The following is a 21,144-nucleotide window of genomic DNA, read 5'->3' as shown; positions in this document are numbered from 1 at the left end:
TGGTTCGTTTTACTCACTCGTTGTTCAGTTTTCAAAGATCAACTTCTTCGTTACCAGCGAATCTCGTTCGCACCAGCAACTCTTATAATATATCACACTCTCAATTATTTAGCAAGCTTTTTTTGAAAACTTTTATTTCATTGAAAGCTGCGATATATATCCGCTCAGAAGCGGCAAGAAATAATATATCACAGCATTCCTATGTAGGTCAACCCTTTTTTGAATATCAATAAATGACTTCTTCTATATAGAGTTGGCGCTGCTGCATCAAGTTAATGATCTCCCCCTGAACCGATACCATCGGTCTCGTTGGATGCTGGGCATCCGTAAATACGATTTCTCCGGAAGTGCCATTACTCAACCGCACTCGAGTACCTGAATGCAAGGCGGTTACCTTGTGGATGAAAGTCTGAACGATCTTTGGATCCAGCTTGCCAAAGGCCTCCAGTTGGATTTGTTCCAACACAACATAAGGCGATTGGGCATTTCGATAAAACTTATCCAGTGTCATCGCATGAAAGATATCGGTAACAGCAACAATCTTGGCATAGATATGAATCTTGTTCCCCTCCAGCCGCAGTGGATACCCCGAGCCATCTACTTTCTCATGATGCTGGAGAGCTGCTAGCCGAACTCCTTCATTCACCGCCGCAACATTCTTGAGAATCTGATAACCGTAGGTCGTGTGCTGACGTACTTCTTCGTTCTCTTCGTCGGTTAGTTTGGAAGGTTTGTTCAACACAATCGGATCAATCTTGGCATTTCCGATATCATGCAGCAGTCCTGCAAAGGCTACCTGCATCCAATCTTTTTGCGGGAGCCCCACCCATTGTGCCAGCTTATAAGAGGAAAGGGCACACAGTACTGCACTGTGATAGCGATAATCATGGCGATTGGTCATGCGTGGAATAAATTTAAGGATATGATACTCATGTTGGTGTTTTAATAAGTTGTCCATTTGATTGCGAACTTCATACATTCGCAGCTCGCCCGTTATGGCGGATTGGTAACAGTTTTTGACCAGGATCATGGTCTTGTCGTATTCCTCATGCAAAGCCAAGTCTTTTCGGACAGTTGCCTCTTCGTTCCCACTGCCCTGTTGATTTCCCGTAAAGATCAGCGACGGCTTCTGTCCGGCGGATTTTACGGTTGGTATTCTAGTGCTGTCTGCCTCAACGGATTCCACAATAACACGGTCCACCATGAAAGCTTTCAAAACCTCTAGATCCCGAGGAAGCAAGACCTTCCCTTTTTGAAGCAAAAGGCCTCCCAGAGGCGTATACACATCTTTGGCCAGCTTTACTCCAGCCACCACTTCATTCACGGCTTTGATCGTCATGATCAACCTCTCCATCTATTAAGCTGCGTCATAGCAGCAAACTTCACCTTATATTATACATATTATAGTTCGTCTTTCGCGGCCTGTACAATACCAATTCCCTGAATTTGTAATCCGGTAAGACAAAAAAAGAGCATGAATGCAAATCTGCATCCATGCCCGATACTTTGGATTATTCTTCCGTCGGCTCAAGCGGCTCCGTGCCATCTTGGCCTTCTTCTTCCTCTTCGCCGGCTTCAGGCTCATCGCTCTTATCCGCACGGCACACGGTACCTACGGAATCATCCTCACGGATGTTGATCAGCTTCACGCCCTGAGCATAACGGCCCATCGTGGAGATACCCTCCATGCTCGTACGGATGATGGTGCCGCTAGACGTAATAATCATGAGATCCTCTTCTGATTTCACGACCTTAAGTGCCACAACCGGTCCATTTTTCTCCGTAATATTGATGGTCTTGATCCCTTTACCGCCACGGGTCTGGCTGCGGTAGTCGCTTGCAGGCGTCCGCTTACCGTAACCTTTGGTCGTTACAATAAGGATATCAAGTTCCTGGTCCACCACGTCCATGCCAATGACTTCATCATGGTCATCCAGTGTAATTCCTTTAACCCCCGTCGCGCTTCTTCCCATCGAGCGAACATCACTCTCCTTGAAGCGGATGGACATTCCCTGTGCCGTACCCATGATGATCTCCTGCTGACCATCTGTCAGCTTAACCTCGATCAGGGAATCATCCTCGCGCAGGTTGATCGCAATCAGACCGCCCTTGCGGATATTGACATAATCCTCAAGTGGGGTTTTCTTAACGACACCCTGGCGCGTTGCAAAGAACAGGAAATTATCGCTGTCAAAGTTCTCCACAGGGATCACGGCATTGATCGACTCGCCCTGTTCAATCTGAATCAGGTTGATGATCGGTGTTCCGCGGGCGGTACGGCTAAGCTCTGGGATCTCATAAGCTTTCAACCGGTACGCCTTCCCTTTGTCCGTGAAGAACATCAGGTAGTGGTGAGAATTCGTAACGAAGAGATGCTCGACAAAGTCCTCACTCTTCGTATCCATCCCCACTACGCCGCGGCCGCCCCGCTTCTGGCTGCGATAGGTGTTCGCAGGCAGACGCTTGATGTAACCGGTATGCGTAATGGTGATGATCACTTCTTCACGTGGAATCAGATCCTCGTCCAGGATGCTGTCTTCCCCGACCGTAATTTCGGTACGGCGTTCATCAGAAAAGCGCTCCTTAATCTCTTGGAGCTCATCATTGATAATCTGCAGCACAAGATGCTCATTAGCCAAGATCTCGCGCAGTTCCGCAATTCTGGCAAGCAATTCCTGGTACTCGTTCTCAATCTTCTCACGTTCGAGTCCAGTCAGGCGCTGCAAACGCATATCCAGAATGGCCTGCGCCTGCTCATGACTGAGACCGAAACGCTCCATCAAGCCTTCGCGAGCAGCCTCTGTGGTCTGTGACGCGCGAATGAGGGCAATAACCTCATCGAGATGATCCAGCGCAATCCGCAAACCTTCGAGAATATGAGCCCGAGCTTCCGCCTTCTTCAGTTCAAACTCGGTCCGGCGACGGATAACGACGACCTGATGCTCCAAATAGTGGAACAACACGTCACGCAGGTTCAAAATTTTCGGCTCATTGTTTACGATGGCCAGCATGTTAATACCGAAATTAGACTGCATGGCCGTATGTTTGTACAGATTATTCAGAACGACATTCGGATTGACGTCCCGGCGCAGCTCAATAACAATCCGCATACCGTTACGGTCCGACTCGTCGCGGAGATCCGTAATGCCATCAATCCGCTTATCGCGAACCAGTTCCGCGATCTTCTCAACCAAACGAGCCTTGTTCACCTGATACGGAATCTCGTGAACGACAATGCGCGCCTTGTTGTTATTCTCTTCAATGGTCGCCTTTGCCCGCATCGTAACGGACCCTCGCCCCGTGCGGTAGGCTTGACGAATCCCTTCACGTCCCAGAATATATCCCGCTGTCGGGAAATCCGGTCCTTGAATATAGTCCATCAGCTCCATCGGTGTGATATCAGGGTTTCGAATCATCGCCTGAACGCCATCGATCACTTCACCGAGATTATGAGGCGGAATATTAGTAGCCATACCTACTGCAATCCCGGATACGCCGTTGACCAGCAAGTTAGGATAACGCGCAGGAAGAACGACCGGTTCCTGTTCCTCACCGTCATAGTTAGGAGCAAAATCTACAGTCTCTTTATTAATATCACGCAGCATTTCCATAGCAATCTTCGATAAACGAGCCTCGGTATAACGCATAGCCGCTGCCATATCGCCGTCAATGGAACCGAAGTTTCCGTGTCCATCAACAAGCATATAACGCATGGAGAAGTCCTGCGCCATCCGAACCATGGATTCATAAACTGCGGAATCACCATGAGGATGGTACTTACCGATAACCTCGCCAACAATTCTTGCCGATTTCTTATGCGGTTTATCCGGGGCCATTCCAAGTTCAGACATCGCATATAAAATACGACGGTGTACTGGCTTCATTCCGTCCCGTACATCCGGCAAAGCCCGGCTGACAATGATACTCATCGCGTAGTCCATAAAGGACTCGCGCATCTCGGTACCAATGTCACGATCTTTGATTTGGGAGAAATTTTCTTCCGCCATGCTGGACCTCCTTCATTTTCCTATCAACCATGCCTTGATCTATGTGAAAAAAGCAGAATAGTGATCAGAAATCTAAAAACGCACTAACCTTTATTATATTACTTTCACAAACCGAGCACAATTAAACACGGGATGGATCAAGTGAAAGAATGATTCTTGCCCGGAAACCGGGATATACGCCCTGTCCTCCGTGCCCCTTTTCACATACAATGCATTGCACAGGACTTTTCGTATCATCACATCTTTATATTATACCACTGTTTGTCATACTTGTCCTATGTTTTCCGGGTATAAGCTCTCTTGCTGGAGACAACCCGATTCTTTCAAATCAACCGGATCGACACGAGTTTGTATTACGAGACAGGTCAAATCCTGTCACTCCCATCACACAGCTGGAAAGGATGAAGATGGTTGACTATCCAACGCGTTGCAAGCAAGTGGGCGAAAACGAAAATACTCTTAAAAAATAAAGGTCTAGCCTCTTATGTTCCCTCTACCCGCCAATATTCAATGGAGGCGCTTGGTGACATGCTGGGCACACATACGCTTGTGTATATCAAGCCTGACCAGGGGACCTACGGCATCGGCGTCATGTCAGTCGAGCAGCTCCAATCCCAAAACGCTGATGCCGACGAAACCCAGACTATTTCCTACAAACTTCGTTATGATCAGAAAACTGAAATATTTACCTCCCTGGAGAGTCTCGATAAAACACTGAGTGCTTTGTTTCAGGGAAAGGAGTATCTCATTCAGCAAGGCATCCATCTGCTTCGCCATAAAGGCCGCCCCTTTGATCTACGGGTACTAACTCAGAAGAGCCCTTCCGGTCAGTGGGTGAGCACAGGAATAATCGGGCGGGTGGCGGCCAAGAATAAAATCATTACCAACCACCATAGCGGTGGGACAATCCAGCACTATAAACCGCTGATGACCGAGCATATGACAGCAGAAGAGGCGGAGAACATCCGTAAGGAGCTGAACGTGCTTGGGGTGAATGTCGCGTCGCAGCTGCAGAAATCCTATCCCAAGCTAAAAGAAATCGGCCTTGATATAGCCATTGACGGTCGCTGGAACATCTGGATCTTAGAGGTTAATACCAAACCTGCACTGTTCCCGTTCAAGAAATTTTTCAAAGATCCGAGCATCTACAAACAAGTAAAAAAATATGCGACCGCTTATGGGCGTAACTTATCCAGCAAGAAAAAAGTCAAAAAGACCGGTTAGCATACGATATATTAATTAATCCCCCAAATTTGGTTATATGGCGAGTACACCAAATCCACATCCATCGTAAAAATAAAGGGGCAGCCCTGAGGCCTTCACAGACCTTGGGATGCCCCTTTTTGAATGAAAACCTTATACGTCCAAATTACGGACCGACTTCGCATGCTCCTGAATGAAATCCCGTCGCGGTTCAACGTTATCGCCCATCAGGGTATCAAACAATGTATCGGCCAAGATCGCATCTTCGATGGTCACCTGAAGCATGGTACGGCTCTCCGGATCCATCGTCGTCTCCCACAGCTGTCCGGCGTTCATCTCGCCGAGACCTTTGTAGCGCTGTACGTTAATTTTGACGTTCTCACCGAACTCCTTAATGATCTGGTCACGTTCTTTCTCACTGCCGGCATAGCGGATCACCTTATTGCGCTCGATCTTGAAGAGCGGCGGTTGGGCGATATAGATATAACCAGCTTCCACCAGCTTACGCATGTAACGGTAGAAGAACGTCAGCAGCAAGGTACGAATATGCGCACCGTCGACATCGGCATCAGTCATAATAATGATTTTGTGGTAACGGGCCTTGGACAGATCGAAATCTTCCGCAATCCCTGTGCCCAGCGCTGTAATGATCGCCCGGATCTCCGCATTGGAGAGGATACGGTCAAGCCGCGCCTTTTCCACGTTGAGAATTTTACCCCGAAGCGGCAAAATGGCTTGGAAATGTCGATCGCGTCCCTGCTTGGCGGATCCGCCGGCAGAGTCACCTTCGACGATGTACAGCTCACTGATGGAGGCATCCTTGGAAGAGCAGTCTGCCAGTTTACCTGGTAATGCGCTGACTTCAAGCGCACTCTTCCGGCGTGTCATCTCGCGGGCTTTACGCGCCGCTTCACGAGCACGTGATGCCTGAAGCGCCTTCTCCAAGATCCGGCGGGAAACCGATGGATTCTCCTGCAGGAACTCCTGCAGCTTCTCAGCGAACAAGGATTCCACAATACCGCGCACTTCACTGTTGCCGAGCTTGGTTTTGGTTTGTCCTTCGAACTGCGGTTCCGGTACTTTGACCGAGATGATTGCCGTCAATCCTTCACGCACATCGTCACCCGACAGGTTGTTGGTGTTATCTTTGATCAATCCCGTTTTGCGGGCATAGTCATTGATGATTCGAGTGAGCGCACTCTTAAAGCCGGATTCGTGCGTTCCGCCTTCGTGCGTGTTGATATTATTTGCAAAAGAGTAAATATTCTCGGTATAGCTATCGTTATACTGGAGCGACACTTCAACCTGAATATTATCCCGTGAACCCTCAACATAGATAGGGTCTTCGTGCAGCGCTTCCTTCTTCTCATTCAGGAACTTGACGTATTCAATGATTCCGCCCTCGTATTTAAAATAGTCGGAGGCACCTGTACGTTCGTCCGTCAGTGTAAGCGCAATGCCTTTGTTCAGGAACGCCAGCTCACGGATCCGTGTCAGCAGCGTGTTGTAATCATATTCCGTTGTTTCCGTGAAAATCTCCGAATCCGGCAGGAAGGTTACGGTTGTCCCGTGATCGTCGGAATCCCCGATGATCTTGATATCATATTGAGGTACGCCGCGATGATACTCCTGTTGGTAGATGTGCCCATCACGTTTGACCTGAACCACGACTTTCGAAGACAGTGCATTCACAACTGAGACACCAACACCATGCAGACCGCCGGATACTTTATATCCGCCGCCGCCAAACTTACCGCCGGCATGAAGGACGGTCATAACGACTTCCAGCGTCGACTTCTTCAGTTTGGCGTTCTCGCCGACCGGAATTCCGCGCCCGTTATCGACAACGGTAACACTGTTATCCTCATGGACAATGATTTCAATATGGTCGCATATTCCCGCCATTGCTTCGTCAATACTATTGTCCACAACTTCCCATACCAAATGATGCAAACCCTTGGCACTGGTGGACCCGATGTACATCCCCGGACGTTTACGAACGGCTTCTAATCCTTCCAGTACCTGAATCTGATTCTCATCATATGTCGGTTGATTCATAGACATGCCTTCACCTACTTCTACAGATTCTGTTATGCCTGAGCTACAAAATGATTGGCTCTCTTCTTAAGCGTTGCAGAGGAGATCGGAGAGTAATAGACGATCGATTTCGTCACCACAATGGATTTCGGATCTTCTTCGCCAATCATCTCCACGACTTTATGCTGCTGGGCATGCGTGACGAACTGCTTGGAGATTTTTGAGGATTTCTCGATCGAGATATCAAAAATTCCAACCAGCTCCGACGAACGGATAATCTTCTCTCCGCCCAAATGAATATACATATGGAATCACTCCTTAAGAGCCCACCTGTCCGTCATGGACATGAAAAATGCTGGCACCCTTCAATTTGTCGGTATTCAAACTCTCAATGCCCGTCGCCGTGATGAATGTCTGCACTTTGCTCTGGAATGTCTCGATCAATTGTGTCTGCCGGTACGGATCCAATTCAGAAAGCACATCATCCAGAAGCAGCACCGGATATTCACCGATCTCTTCCTGTATCAGCTCGATTTCAGCCAGTTTCAAAGATAGCGCCGTCGTCCGCTGCTGACCTTGAGATCCATACGTTTGGACTTCTTTGCCATTAATATAAAAAGCCAGATCATCTCGATGAGGACCTGCCAATGTCATACCACGCCGTATTTCTTGCTCTTTCATTTGTGATAATTTTATCATAAATGTCTCAAATAAGACAGCTTCATCTTCTTCCTCCGCGTCAGCAAAGGACGGAAGGTAGTGTAAAGAGAGCTCTTCCAGGCCGTTTGTAATTCCCTGATGGATGCTTTCAGCCCACTTTTGCAGCTTTTTTATAAATTGTTTCCTCTTCTTGACGATTTTAACACCATGTTCTGCCAATTGGCTGTTCCAAATGTCTAGCATCGCTTGTTCGGCGCTGCCCTTCCCCCATAATTGCTTCAGCAGATTGTTACGCTGCACGAGCACCTTCTGGTATTGCTGCAGATGAAACAAGTAGCTTGGTGCCACCTGGCCGATCTCCATGTCAAGAAACCGGCGGCGAACCCCCGGCGTGCCTTTGACAATCTCCAGATCCTCGGGAGCAAACATCACGACATTGAGCGAGCCGATGAAATCGCTAAGCTTCCGCTGCTCAAGTCCATTGATTTTTGCTTTCTTCCCCTGCTGGGATAAACTCAGCTCCAGCTTCAAAGCTCCGTACTTGCGGTCGATCTCGGCTGATATATGGGCACTGGATTGCTCGAATCCAATCAATTCGCGATCCTTGGAGGTACGGTGGCTCTTCGTTAAAGCAAGCACGAAGAGCGCCTCCATCAAATTCGTCTTTCCCTGAGCATTGCGTCCGATAATCAAATTAACGTCACCAAACGCCTCAAGCTGCAGCTTCTCGTAGTTTCGATAGTGCTGCAGGCTGACATTTTTGACAAACAAGCTTATCCTCTCCCTCGTCTTCCGCGCGTAGCGCCAAAGCGGCTGCGGGAGGCTGTCTATTGTGCTGCCACCTGAAACGTTCCGCAATCCTCCACCTTGACAATGTCGCCAGGTACCAGTTTGCGTCCGCGCCGCTCTTCCTTTTCGTCGTTGACCAGAACTGCTCCTTCCTGCAGCAGTGCCTTCGCCATCCCACCTGTGGATACGCAATCTGAAAGCTTCAAGAACTGATCCAGCTTGATATATTCACTGTGGATAAATATTTGTTTCATGACTTCGTCCTTTCATCCCTATCAACATGGGGATAACTTTAATTGGCCGTACGGTACGGCAGAATAATATATTGGCTCTTGCTGTCGTCGAGCGGTTTAAGAATGATCGGGCTCATAACTCCCATGAAAGCGATCATCAGCTGTTCACTTTCAACCACCTTGAGCACGTCCAGCATATATTTGGAGTTGAACGAGATGCGCAGCGGCTCCCCTTTGAAATCGACCAGATCCAATTCTTCACGCACTTTACCAAGCTCGGAAGAGCTGGAAGAGATCTCGATGCCGCCATGTTCCATCGTTTGCAGGAGAACAATGTTCGTTTTCTCCTCTTTGGAGAGCAGGTAAGCGCGGTCAATCGACTCGCTTAATTTTTTTGTGTCCAAAACGAGTTCTGTTTTATGCGATGTTGGAATAATTCTAGAAGTATCGGGATAAATGCCGTCCAGTATACGGGAATAGAACAGAACACGATCAATTTTAAATAATACCTGATTATCGGCTACAACGATATCAACCAGCGTATTTTGGTCCGGAATGATTTTGCTCAGCTCATTCAGCGTTTTACCCGCAATAACGACATTGTTGAACGAAATGTCCTGCGCATTGTCCAGCTGTGCGGAGCGAGTTGCCAATCTGTGACGGTCTGTAGCGGTAAATTTCAGCTCATTGTCGTTCAGACTCCATAATACCCCAGTCAAAATAGGCGTTGTTTCATGGGTGGAAATGGAGAATACCGTTTGCTTGATCATATTTTTCAGCAGATCTCCAGGCAAAGAAACGGTTTGGCTGTCTTCGATGTTAGGCAATACAGGGAATTCTTCCGGGTCCAAACCCACCATCTGAATTTCCGTAGCTCCCGAAGAGATAAAGGTGTGGAAGTTTTCTTTTACCTCCATTTGGATTTCTTGGGAAGGGAGTTTCTTGATGATTTCAACGAAAAATTTGGCTGGCAGCACAACACTACCAGGCTGTTCTACTTGGACAATGGTATGCTTCTCATCTTCCGCAGGAATAAACGATTGAATGGAAATATCAGTATCGCTAGCAGTTAGTGTGACACCCGAATAGGTGACATCCAGTTTAATGCCGCTGAGGATCGGAATTGTGGTTCGGCTGGAAATCGCCTTGGATACGTGTTGAATGGATTCGTTTAATACATTTTTTAATATGCTGATTTTCATCAATTTCACTCCTTACGGAAAAATGAGAGGGGTTTTTTCACTTGGCGAATGCCAAGAGGATTCCCCTCTTTATGGTTAAATTATTTATTAATTATTATTAGTAATAGTAATAGGGGCACTGAATATGTGGATAAGCCCCGGAAAAGGCATAAAATTAAGCCTATCCACATGTGTATAGATTGTGCATAGGCTTTGAACTTGTTCAGGTTGGATTTTTGATTTTCTCCGTAATATTATTGACCACTTTAAACAGCTCCTGGTCATTTTTCAGAGATTGGGTAATCTTCTCATGGGCATGTATGACAGTGGTATGATCCCGGCCTCCGAATGCTTCTCCGATCTTGGGAAGGGAATAGTCGGTTAATTCACGGGACAGGTACATGGCAATTTGCCGCGGAAACGCGACGGCTTTGGTCCGTTTGCGGGCTTTGAAGTCTTCCAGCCTCAGGTTGTAATATTCGCCGACCTTTTGCTGGATGTCCTGAATCGTAATCATTCGCGGCCGACTGGACGGAATAATATCCTTCAGGGCTTCGGCTGCCAGATGCGTGGTTACGTCCTGATTGGTTAGGGAGGAATAGGCAACGACACGGATCAGGGCACCTTCGAGCTCACGAATGTTCGTATCGATCTGATTGGCGATATACATCATGGCTTCGTTTGGAATATCCAGATTCTCGGCCTTCGCTTTCTTGCGAAGAATAGCGATCCGCGTCTCCAGATCCGGTGGTTGAATATCGGTGATCAATCCCCATTCGAACCGGGAACGGAGCCGTTCTTCCAGCGTCGGTATCTCCTTAGGCGGACGGTCACTGGATATGATAATCTGCTTCCGCTCTTCGTGCAGGGCGTTAAACGTGTGGAAAAATTCCTCCTGCGTCGATTCTTTGCCTGCCAAGAACTGAATATCGTCAATGAGCAGAATATCGACGCTACGGTACTTGTTGCGGAAGCTTTCAGCGCGGTTATCCCGAATGGAGTTGATGAACTCGTTGGTGAATTTCTCGGAGGAAATATATACGACTCTACTGCTGGGATTGTGCTCCAAAATATAGTGGCCGATCGCATGCATCAAGTGCGTTTTTCCAAGACCAACTCCACCATATAGGAATAATGGGTTATACGCCTTAGCCGGAGCTTCAGCAACAGCGAGCGAGGCAGCATGCGCGAACCGGTTGCCAGAACCGATGACAAAGGTATCAAACGTATACTTCGGATTCAGCATATGAGACTGAATTTCCTCCCCGGATATTTCAAGCGGCGGCGAGGGCTGCTGCGGCACAGGTTCGTGTCCTTTAGCCTCTTCAATGACAAAGCGGACATCCACCTGTTTGCCCACCACCTCCAGTACGGTTGCACTAACCAGCTTGGTGTATCGGCTCTCCAGCCATTCCACAGCAAACGTTGTCGGTGCTGAAATGACGACGGAGTGATCGTTAATGGTCAATGCCTTGGTCGCTTTAAACCAAGTGTCAAAACTCGGTTTACTCAGCTTGGTTTGTATGATCGATAATATTTCTTGCCATAATTCGGAAGTATGGCTTTCCAAAACTGTCACTCCTTTAAATCTTCCAAATGTGGCTAGAGCCATGTGTGGAATTGTCGAAAGAAAATGAATGATGTCTAATTATCCCCAGAACTAACTCCTGTGGAAACAAAAAAATATGGATAAATTGAAATTGTTCACAACTTTATCCACAGCCTGTTGATAATATTATAGCTTCATTCACATATTCACAACCAAAAGTAATATCATCATAGCAAAAGAAGGCCTTATTTTCAATGTATGTCGCTAATTTATCCACAAATTCAATACGTTGTGCATAATTTTTATTCACACCACTATATATTGTTTATAATTTGTTTAGCCTTCGACATCATTGGCCTCAAAACGCAAAAAATTATTCACAGGTTGTCCGATTCGCAAGCAGAATTTTCTTCTCTCACCATCTGTTCATAACTTATGGTTGAATGTTCTAGCAGCCAATCAATCGACCAAAGGTGAAAAATGGCTGTGGATAGTCTTCAAATGGAATCGCTAGATTTCCATTTGAGGGCTTTTTTTATAGAAAAATCTTGCTTAATCTGTACCCGTGAGCCTTTGAAAGGCCCCTTATTTAAGGTTTAAATCGCGATGGGTGTCGTATAACGGCAGTTTATTAGGGACTTAAGTTGGCAATAGGCAATCCTTTGGCTTTTGAAACCTTTTTTGTGAAGGGACCGTATGATTAGAAAAAATCGGAACGGGGAGTCAAGGATGCGGACGGAAGGGAAGGCCTTGAATTGGAGAAGAATAGGGTTATTACTCGCTCTGGCGGCCGCATTGGTTCTAATTACCGTGTGGGCCCAGGGCTATTATTCGAAGAAAGTGTTTCATATGGAAGGACTAAAGTACGCCAAATATGCCGATTCCGGAAGCGGGAGCATCGAATATAGGGCATCATTTGGCCGCGGTGAGCCAATTTATGTTCATACTTATGAAGAAGAGAAACGAGTTGAGATTGCGGGCGAGATATATGAAATCCGTGCATATGGCAAGGAATCGGACGATTCTGCGTCATATGAAGTGCTTTATCCCGGCGAAAAGGCCTACCGTGCGAAGCCGTTTGGAGATCGAAGCTTTCTTTCATACGACGAGAAGGGAGAAATGATCGTTCCAGGCATCAGGTTCAGCGATGGAACGGGGCAAGTCCACCGATCCGATCCGGAAGAGCCACGCTACTTCCCCTCAGAGCTTGTGAAGGCTTCCAACGAGCGATATCATGACCCTAACGGCAGCGTAGGATTCTTCATATTGGCGCTCGTGATGCTGATCTATGCCTGGTGCGGATTCCGTTATGAAGCCTTTCAACGCTTTATGTTTCATATGTCGCCCTCGAATTGGATGGTTGATAATCCGGAGCCCAGCGATTTCTACTTCTTTATGTGTAAGGCAGGGGGAATTTTCGGTATGGGATTCTCACTGTGGATATTTTTCACACAGGCATTATGACAAAAAAAGCCCGTTTTCGCCATGGATCGGATCCATCGAAAACGGGCTTTTACTTCAGATAAAGTATAAACTTCGAAACATGGCCTACCTGATATTGCAAGAAAAACAACATCTAATCGCGGTCTGTTTTCTCTAGAATGTACGTAGATAGACGTTTTCCTTACTAGTAAGCTTACGATTGCTCGAATCGGCGCTGAAATTGGCTAATGGCTTCATAATCTTCTTCCAGTTTCCGCGAAATGCGGATGAAGATTGGCAGCAGAGCCTTATAAACATCAGAACTTTCCTTCACAGGCTGGTGTTCATGGGTGCCGCCAACCATCGTCTCTACAATGTCGAGTGAATCCGCTCTTCCTGTAGCGTACAGACCAAGGACTACGGCGCCAAGGCATGAGCTCTCGTAGCTTTCCGGCACGATCACCTGCTGGTCAAAAATATCCGCCATCATCTGCCGCCAGATCGGTGAACGGGCGAAACCGCCGGTGGCATGGATTTTGGCCGGTCGGCCGATTTGTTCCTCCATCGCCAGCAGAACGGTATACATATTAAAGATCACGCCCTCCAGCACGGAGCGGATCATATGCTCTTTTTTATGATTCAGGGTTAAACCAAAGAACGATCCACGGGCATTGGGATCCCATAACGGCGCACGTTCTCCGGTCAGGTACGGGTGGAATAGCAGTCCGTTCGAGCCTGGCGGAATACGGTCCGCGATTTTGGTTAGTACATCATACGAATTGATGCCGAGCCGCTTGGCCGTTTCGACCTCGGAGGCGGCAAATTCATCGCGAACCCAGCGGAAAATCATGCCGCCGTTGTTAACCGCGCCGCCGATGACCCAGTGCTTCTCCGTTAATGCGTAGCAGAAAATACGACCCTTCGGATCAGTCATCGGTTTGTCGACAACCGTACGGATTGCACCGCTCGTACCGATGGTAGCGGCAACGACTCCCGGTTTAATGGCATTCACGCCGAGGTTCGACAGCACGCCGTCGGCAGCGCCAAGGACGAAGGGGGTAGAAGTGGAGAGCCCCATGGCTGCGGCATATTCGCTTTTCAGGCCTTCTATGATATGTGTCGTCGGTACTATCGTAGATAAATGGTCCTCCGTGATGCCAGCGAGCTCGAGCGCCTGCTGGTCCCATGCCAGTGCGTCGAGGTTCATCATTCCGGTACTGGAGGCAATGGAATGGTCTACAATATATTGGCCGAATAGTTTGAAATAAACATATTCTTTAATCGAAATGAATTTGGCTGTTTGATGAAAGATGGAAGGCAGCTCATGGCGCATCCACATCAGCTTGGTCACAGGCGACATCGGATGAATCGGAGTTCCGGTTCTAAGATACAGCTCCATCCCGCCGAGTTCTTTTTTGAGCTTTGCAGACCAGGCAGCACTGCGGTTGTCGGCCCAGGTAATGCAGCGAGTCAACGGGGTGCCTTGGCTATCTACGGCAATGACGCTGTGCATAGCCGCACTGAAAGATACGAACAGAACTTGAGCCGGATCAATCCCGCTCTGCGACATGACCCCTTGGACAGAGGAAATGACGGTCTGAAAGATTTGCTCCGGATCTTGTTCCGCCGTAGAGGGAGTAGGGGTGAGCAGCGGATATTCGCCGCCGGCTTTGGCTACAACCTCACCATTCTCCTTGAAAAGCACGGCTTTGGTGCTGGTTGTTCCGATATCGACACCGATCATATAGTTCTGAGTACTCAAGAGACATACCTTCTTTCTACGTAAGGGCACCCGGTTCGCTGTCAAAATATCAGCATTCCGGGAGCCCCCATGTGTCTTATTGCTTCATTATACAATTACATTGAGAACCAGAGCCAACACCAGTCCGGTCAGGGACAGAATTGTTTCCATCACGGTCCAGGATTTCAGCGTCTGGGCTACCGTCATGTTAAAGAATTCTTTTACCATCCAGAAGCCGGCATCGTTCACGTGAGACAGTACGATGGAGCCTGCCCCGGTAGCAAGCACCACAAGCTCTACGTTAGCCCCAGGCGTCATGGCAAGCACAGGAGCGACAATCCCAGCGGCAGTCGTCATGGCTACAGTGGCGGAACCGGTTGCAACTCGAATGAGTGCGGCTACAAGCCACGCGAATAGGATGATATTGATATTTGCACCGGTTGCAATTTCGGCAATGGCATTGCCGACGCCACTGTTGATCAGAACCTGCTTGAATGCACCGCCCGCACCGATGATCAGAATGATCGTAGCGATCGGAGCGAGACATTCGCTGGTGAAGCGGGACAGATCATGTTTATTAAAGCCGCGTGCGAATCCCAGCGAGAAGAAGGAGAAGACTGCAGCTATGAGCAGTGCAATGACTTCATGACCGATAAATTTGCAGAACACGGCTATAAAGCTGGTGGACTCCGGATCGATAATATCGGCTGCGGAACCGATAAGCATCAGAATGACCGGCAGCAAGATTGTAAACAAAGTGATGCCGAAGCCGGGTAATCCGCGTTCAGCTTTGCTTGAGAACTGCTCGGCAAGTTCCTCGGGTGGTTCGGTTCGGATCCGTTTGCCGATAAATTTGCCGAACACCGGACCGGCCAGTATCGCTGCAGGGATCCCGACCAGGAGCGAGTAGAGGATCGTCATGCCAAGGTTCGCATCATAAGCTTCAATAGCAATCATTGGAGCGGGATGCGGAGGTACCAAACCGTGAACGGTGGACAATCCGGCGAGAATCGGAATGCCGATGTGCAGCAGAGACATTTTCGTTTTGCGTGCAACCGTGAAGACAATAGGAATCAACAGGATAACGCCCACCTCGAAAAATACGGGAATACCGACGATAAAGCCGACAATCATCATGGACCAATGGACCCGCTTTTCGCCGAAGCGATCAACGAGGGTGGTCGCGATTTGCTCGGCGCCTCCGGATTCAGCCATCATTTTTCCGAGCATGGTACCAAGGGCGATAACGATGGCAATCGTTCCAAGCGTTCCCCCCAGGCCGCCTGTGATCGAGGTAATAACATCCGCAGGCTGCATGCCCGTTAATAGACCAAGGATTAGTGCGGAGATCAGTAGGGTCACGAAAGGGTTCCATTTATATTTGGAAATCAGCACGATCAGGAAGACGATCGTCAGCAGCGTCCAGATCATTAATGTAGCATTATGACTGAGACCGAATAGTGAATTCATATCTTGCTTCCTCCTATAGATTACCCATTTTGAATTGGGAAATGGTTCATATCGAGCTGTTCTGCGGTAGTATACCCAAAACAAAGCTGAATTCGATTGTATACTTGTCGACAACTTAGAGCGCATGCAGTGTTTCGTAAGACGGAGGAAGGGAGGATTAAGCTAACCCTCCGGAAAACTAAGATGAAGCGTTTGACGGGAATCATCGAAATAATGTTGAACCGCCGTTTGGATCCGTGCCGGATCCAGGGATTCCATCTCTGCAATAAGCTGAAGATGCTTGTCCATGACATACCGAATCTTGGTGCCTCCGCCACCGAACACCTGACGGGTCGTAATTAACATGACTGTGATCACGATAGGGCGAATGCTCTTCCACAGATGAAGAATCCGTTTATGGTTTGCTTCCGTAATGATCCGTTCATGAAAAGCCAAATCCTGATAGGAGAATTCAACCGGGTCCTCATGTTTCGCGGCAAGTTCCATCCGATCAACGATTTGTTTTAAATGTTGGATTAATTTCGGCTGGGGATTCGCAAATACTTTGCCTTGAACAAAGCTCTCAATAAGAAAACGGACATCGTATAATTCTTCTACTTCCTTAAGCGATAAGCCCATGACAACGGCGCCCATGCGCTCCAATTGTATCAATCCTTCGCTGGACAGCGTTTTCATTGCTTCCCGCACAGGAGATCGGCTGGTGCCGAATTCACCTGCAATCCGATTCTCGGACAGGATTTCTCCCCGCTTGATGGTACCGCTAATAATTTGTAATCTCAGTTCACTGGCGATGGCCTCTCCGAGAGAGGCTCCTTGAAGCCACGTTGAGGGAAATTTCATAGCATAATTCTCCAATCCGGTACTGATTCTAATTTTCTCTAGTGGTAATGATACCACATCGAAAGGAAAAGGGACCATAAAGAGACTATGACATGATGCCCTTAAGAAACAGCAGGTTATAGAAGAGAATTAATGCTATTCCGATTTTTCAACCGCATGGCCACCGAATTCATTACGCAGTGCTGCAACGACTTTGCCGTGGAACGTATCTTGGTCAAGGGAGCGATATCGCATGAACAGCGACATGGCAATGACTGGAGCGCTGGCTTGAACCTCAAGTGCCGTTTCAACGGTCCATCTTCCTTCACCGGATGATTTCATCACCCCTTTGATGCCATCCAGCTTCGGATCCTTGGAAAATGCGTTTTGCGTCAGCTCCATGAGCCAGCTCCGAATGACGGAACCATTGGACCATACCCGCGCGACATCCTCATAGTTGAAGTCGAACGCGCTTTTTTCCAACACTTCAAAGCCTTCCGCAATGGATTGCATCATGCCGTATTCGATTCCGTTATGGACCATTTTCAGAAAATGACCGCTGCCGCTTTCCCCGGCATACAAGTAACCGTTCTCAACAGCCATATCCTTAAATAGGGGTTCAATGCTGTTGAATACGTCGCGGTTGCCCCCAATCATAAAGCAGCCACCGTTATGAGCGCCTTCCATACCGCCGGAAGTGCCGGCATCAAAATAATAAATGCCTTGATCCGCCAGCCGCGCTGCACGGGCTTTGGAATCTTTATAATGTGAATTGCCACCGTCAATCAGAATATCACCGGACTCGAGGAGTGGGGTGAGGGAATCGATGACGGAATCCACGATATCTCCAGCTGGTACCATCATCCAAACGATGCGGGGTTTATCCAGTTTGGCAACAAGCAATTCAGTTGATGCTGCGGCCTCGGCACCACACTGGGCAGCTTGATCGACCAATTCCTTATTTAAGTCGTAAGCTACGACCTGATGCTGATGATGAATTAGATTCTGAACCAGATTGAGGCCCATTTTCCCCAGACCGATCATGCCTATTTTCATAAAACAAAGCAGCTCCTTCTTCGGTGTATACTTGTATACAACTTAAATTCAATTATTTATACTACTCTTTTATAGCGCCTGTGTAAATAAGGGACATTTTAGGGATGAAAGGCGTTATATGGATCGAAAAATGACATCCACAATCTATTTAAATAGGTTATCCCCATGTGGATAATTCAAAACTAGCAATAATGACTACTTGTGGAAAACTTAAGTGCTTGCTGAAGTTAACTAAGGTTTGACTTTTGGGCCTGAACGTGATTAAATGTATAAAGGCATTTTCTGTGAAGATGAGAACATTATCCGCTACCATTTAGCGGTCTGTTTACAAGAGATACGTCCATAGACGTCGGTTCAACAAATCGCGGTCTATTCTTCCGTGAAAGTGCGTCGATTGACGTTATGATCTTAAAATATGGGTACGACATATTCCTGTAAGGGGGTGCATTAATTCATGAGACCGACTTTCAAACCGAATGTAAGCAAACGTAAAAAGGTACACGGCTTCCGTAAAAGAATGAGCACGAAGAACGGACGCAAAGTATTGGCTAACCGCCGTCAAAAAGGCAGAAAAGTACTGAGCGCTTAATATTGTGCCACGAAGACCACCGAGGTGGTCTTTTTTTCGTAATATCTCCTGCAGTGTGAGGAGTTTCCTTTTGAAATCGGCAGGATATAGGCTATAGTGTGTCTTAAAGTATTCCAAGTGAGTGTTTATAGCGGTTTTGGCATGACTATACTATTATAATAGAAGAGATGCCAAAGAAACGTTTAATTCTTGAACTTGATTAACGGCAGGGCGGGAGAAACTTGTGCATAGAAAACTTCGTTTACGGAACCGCGCTGATTTCAGCCGGGTATATCGACACGGAAAGTCCTTCGCCAATCATCAATTTGTTGTATATTGGTCACGCAAAAAAGAGGTAGAGCAGTTTCGCGTTGGCGTTTCATGCAGCAAAAAGATCGGCAATGCGGTTGTCCGCAACCGGATGAGACGGCTGGTTAAAGAGATTGTCAGGCACCATCAGCATCAGATTATCGAGCATATTGACCTGATCTTTATCGTTCGAAAGGGAGCACTCGATAAGTCATATCAGGAGCTGGAAAAAAGCGTGCTTCATGTATTGAGGAAATCGTCCCTTCTGAAAGCGAAGAGGGGCTGAACCATGTGTTTATTTGTCCATATAAATATGTTATGATTTACCGTGGAATGGAATGGCGAAGAGAGGGGTTTTGAAGTGTCGTTCATGAAGACAAGACGAGGGAAATGGTTCCTCCTCACCGCTGTAATACTTGCAGTGGCCGTTATATCAGGTTGTGCGCCTGGTGGAGCTGACCAAACGCGTACCATTGAAGATTTGAAAAATGGAGGCTTTTGGCAGAGCAACGTTGTTTATTACTTTACATGGGCACTTGATACGTTTGCTACATGGTTTAACGGTGAATACGGATTGTCCGTACTCGTGATGGTGCTTATCGTCCGTACTTTGATTTTACCGCTGACTCTGAAACAGGTCAGAAGCTCGAAGGCAATGCAGGCCATTCAGCCTGAAATTCAGAAAATTCGCGAGAAATATAAAGATCAACCTGAAAAAGTTCAAATGGAAACGATGAAGCTCTTCCAGGAGAATAAGGTTAATCCGATGGCGGGATGTTTGCCGCTGATCGTACAAATGCCGATATTTATCGCACTCTATCATTCGATTTACTATAACAATCTCCTTCGTGATCACGAATTCCTGTGGCTGCAATTAGGTCAACCGGACAAGCTGTTTATTTTGCCGGTGCTTGCCGCTGTAACTACGTTTTTCCAAACGAAAATGATGATGAAGATGAACCCGTCTCAGCAAATGGGAATGATGCAGTTCATGCTGTTTGTTTATCCGATTCTGATCTTTGTAATGTCCTTCCAGTTCCCTTCGGCACTTCCGTTGTACTGGTTCTACAGTAACCTCTACACGATCGTGCAGAACTACTTCTTGTACCGCAACAATGACAAGGCTGCTATCGTGGCAAGCGTTGCCAGCGCAACCGACGGTCAGAAGAGCAATAAGAGCGGTAACAAGGGCGGGAAAAAGAGTGGCAGCAAAGGCGGGAAAAAAAGTTCGAAGGGAGCCAAGAAGTCGAGATGAGTAAAATCGTCGCAACAGGAAAAACCATTGAAGATGCTGTCGCACAAGGGCTGGCCCGATGGGGTGTAAGTCAAGACCGTGTATCGGTTCAAGTATTGAGTCAGCCATCAAGAGGATTCCTGGGCCTGTTCGGGGTCAAGGAAGCGAAAGTCGAACTAACGCTCCTGCCTGACGGTGCTGGCGGCGATTCATCTGTGAAGGAAGTACCACCTACGAACGCGCAAGCTGTTCCAGCCAAAGTGGTTCAGGTCTCTAATACCTCTGTAATGACGCAGGAACCTGCTGTCAGCATGGATACAGAGAGCCCTGACACAGCTTCGCTTGCAGGCAAGGATCCTTACCAGGAAGCCATCACCTTTCTGATTGAAACCGGACAAGCCATGGGGCTTGATATTTCGGTTGACGTCGAGAAGGGGAAAGACTTTACCACGCTTCAAATTTCCGGCGCCGGACTGGGACTGATGATCGGGCGAAGAGGTCAGACTCTGGATGCCCTTCAGTATCTGGCGAATATCGTAGCTAATCGTTACTCCGACAGTTATCTTCGCATCGTACTGGATGCTGAGAACTTCCGTGACCGTCGCAAGAAGACGCTGGAGGATCTGGCGGATCGGTTAGCGGGACGGGTTCTGAAGACCCGTAAAGAGATTGTGCTTGAGCCTATGCCTGCTGCTGAGCGGAAGGTGATTCACGCCAAACTCCAGTCGCATGGAGCCGTGAAGACGTACAGCAAGGGCGAAGAGCCGAACCGACGGGTTGTCATTACACCCAAGTCGTCCTAAATGAGTTGAAGAGTATATATAAACAATGACTCCTTAAGCTTCAAGAGGGAGTCATTGTTTTTT

20 protein-coding genes are annotated in these 21,144 nt (G+C 47.7%); 7 read left to right on the top strand and 13 right to left on the bottom strand.

Annotation, left to right across the window (positions count from 1 at the left end):
- Window positions 1-233: hypothetical protein (locus ACOZB4_RS32540; RefSeq protein WP_379412114.1), on the top strand; the 233-nt coding region annotated here is incomplete at its 5' end.
- On the opposite strand, the gene ACOZB4_RS32535 is transcribed toward ACOZB4_RS32540, so the two are convergent.
- Window positions 227-1,339 (bottom strand): HD-GYP domain-containing protein, encoded by a 1,113-nt coding sequence (locus tag ACOZB4_RS32535; RefSeq protein ID WP_379412111.1) that lies wholly within the window; start codon window positions 1,337-1,339, stop codon window positions 227-229. The two genes, ACOZB4_RS32540 and ACOZB4_RS32535, sit on opposite strands and share 7 nt — an antisense overlap.
- Before the next feature lie 172 nt (window positions 1,340-1,511).
- Window positions 1,512-4,007 carry a DNA gyrase subunit A gene (gene gyrA, locus ACOZB4_RS32530; RefSeq protein WP_076326309.1) on the bottom strand — a complete coding sequence of 832 codons (2,496 nt, stop codon included), beginning with the start codon at window positions 4,005-4,007 and terminating at the stop codon, window positions 1,512-1,514.
- Window positions 4,008-4,418: 411 nt separating this feature from the next.
- On the opposite strand from gyrA, the gene ACOZB4_RS32525 reads away from it, so the two are divergent.
- Entirely contained in the window at window positions 4,419-5,231 is an 813-nt protein-coding gene (locus ACOZB4_RS32525) for a YheC/YheD family protein (protein WP_379412107.1), read from the top strand.
- 132 nt (window positions 5,232-5,363) lie between these two features.
- On the opposite strand, the gene gyrB is transcribed toward ACOZB4_RS32525, so the two are convergent.
- From gyrB to ACOZB4_RS32490, 7 genes are all read right to left on the bottom strand, one after another.
- Complete coding sequence (gene gyrB, locus ACOZB4_RS32520) at window positions 5,364-7,274, bottom strand: DNA topoisomerase (ATP-hydrolyzing) subunit B (RefSeq protein ID WP_076326307.1); 1,911 nt, start codon at window positions 7,272-7,274, stop codon at window positions 5,364-5,366.
- A 26-nt stretch (window positions 7,275-7,300) separates the two neighbouring features.
- Window positions 7,301-7,552, bottom strand: coding sequence for an extracellular matrix regulator RemB (gene remB / locus ACOZB4_RS32515; RefSeq protein ID WP_071219299.1), 252 nt, complete (start codon window positions 7,550-7,552; stop codon window positions 7,301-7,303).
- Between the two features lie 13 nt (window positions 7,553-7,565).
- Complete coding sequence (gene recF, locus ACOZB4_RS32510; RefSeq protein ID WP_076326306.1) at window positions 7,566-8,678, bottom strand: DNA replication/repair protein RecF; 1,113 nt, start codon at window positions 8,676-8,678, stop codon at window positions 7,566-7,568.
- Between the two features lie 56 nt (window positions 8,679-8,734).
- On the bottom strand, window positions 8,735-8,950 hold the full coding sequence (gene yaaA, locus ACOZB4_RS32505) for a S4 domain-containing protein YaaA (protein WP_076326305.1): 216 nt from the start codon (window positions 8,948-8,950) through the stop codon (window positions 8,735-8,737).
- 38 nt (window positions 8,951-8,988) lie between these two features.
- Window positions 8,989-10,131, bottom strand: a complete 1,143-nt coding sequence (gene dnaN, locus ACOZB4_RS32500) for a DNA polymerase III subunit beta (protein WP_098749608.1) — start codon at window positions 10,129-10,131, stop codon at window positions 8,989-8,991.
- 202 nt (window positions 10,132-10,333) lie between these two features.
- A complete protein-coding gene (gene dnaA / locus ACOZB4_RS32495; RefSeq protein ID WP_076326303.1) occupies window positions 10,334-11,680 on the bottom strand; it encodes a chromosomal replication initiator protein DnaA in 1,347 nt (448 codons plus the stop codon).
- Window positions 11,681-11,822: 142 nt separating this feature from the next.
- Complete coding sequence (locus tag ACOZB4_RS32490; protein WP_379412076.1) at window positions 11,823-11,969, bottom strand: hypothetical protein; 147 nt, start codon at window positions 11,967-11,969, stop codon at window positions 11,823-11,825.
- Between the two features lie 440 nt (window positions 11,970-12,409).
- On the opposite strand from ACOZB4_RS32490, the gene ACOZB4_RS32485 reads away from it, so the two are divergent.
- Window positions 12,410-13,123, top strand: a complete 714-nt coding sequence (locus ACOZB4_RS32485) for a hypothetical protein (protein ID WP_422759727.1) — start codon at window positions 12,410-12,412, stop codon at window positions 13,121-13,123.
- Window positions 13,124-13,295: 172 nt separating this feature from the next.
- Here ACOZB4_RS32485 and gntK read toward each other — a convergent pair whose 3' ends face one another.
- The 4 genes from gntK to gnd form a co-directional block, all read right to left on the bottom strand.
- Entirely contained in the window at window positions 13,296-14,843 is a 1,548-nt protein-coding gene (gene gntK / locus ACOZB4_RS32480) for a gluconokinase (RefSeq protein ID WP_379412071.1), read from the bottom strand.
- Between the two features lie 87 nt (window positions 14,844-14,930).
- Entirely contained in the window at window positions 14,931-16,292 is a 1,362-nt protein-coding gene (locus tag ACOZB4_RS32475) for a GntP family permease (protein WP_076326301.1), read from the bottom strand.
- A gap of 162 nt (window positions 16,293-16,454) precedes the next feature.
- Window positions 16,455-17,132 carry a GntR family transcriptional regulator gene (locus tag ACOZB4_RS32470; protein WP_379412067.1) on the bottom strand — a complete coding sequence of 226 codons (678 nt, stop codon included), beginning with the start codon at window positions 17,130-17,132 and terminating at the stop codon, window positions 16,455-16,457.
- 135 nt (window positions 17,133-17,267) lie between these two features.
- A complete protein-coding gene (gene gnd, locus ACOZB4_RS32465) occupies window positions 17,268-18,167 on the bottom strand; it encodes a phosphogluconate dehydrogenase (NAD(+)-dependent, decarboxylating) (protein WP_339269160.1) in 900 nt (299 codons plus the stop codon).
- A 454-nt stretch (window positions 18,168-18,621) separates the two neighbouring features.
- Here gnd and rpmH point away from each other — a divergent pair, with 454 nt between their 5' ends.
- The 4 genes from rpmH (at window position 18,622) to jag (ending at window position 21,081) form a co-directional block, all read left to right on the top strand.
- Window positions 18,622-18,756, top strand: coding sequence for a 50S ribosomal protein L34 (gene rpmH, locus ACOZB4_RS32460; RefSeq protein ID WP_006207379.1), 135 nt, complete (start codon window positions 18,622-18,624; stop codon window positions 18,754-18,756).
- Window positions 18,757-18,979: 223 nt separating this feature from the next.
- The gene (rnpA, locus tag ACOZB4_RS32455) at window positions 18,980-19,330 is read left to right on the top strand and encodes a ribonuclease P protein component (protein WP_009591465.1); all 351 of its coding nucleotides are present in this window, start codon (window positions 18,980-18,982) and stop codon (window positions 19,328-19,330) included.
- 75 nt (window positions 19,331-19,405) lie between these two features.
- Entirely contained in the window at window positions 19,406-20,299 is an 894-nt protein-coding gene (locus ACOZB4_RS32450) for a YidC/Oxa1 family membrane protein insertase (RefSeq protein WP_379412044.1), read from the top strand.
- A complete protein-coding gene (gene jag / locus ACOZB4_RS32445; RefSeq protein WP_339269157.1) occupies window positions 20,296-21,081 on the top strand; it encodes an RNA-binding cell elongation regulator Jag/EloR in 786 nt (261 codons plus the stop codon). Before ACOZB4_RS32450 ends, jag begins: the two co-directional genes overlap by 4 nt.
- Window positions 21,082-21,144 lie beyond the last annotated feature (63 nt).

Source organism: Paenibacillus sp. NPDC058898 (assembly GCF_049316025.1).
Lineage (GTDB): Bacteria > Bacillota > Bacilli > Paenibacillales > Paenibacillaceae > Paenibacillus_AQ.
The sequence above is the reverse complement of the archived record's forward strand: the minus strand, read 5'-3'. Positions and strand labels throughout refer to the sequence as shown.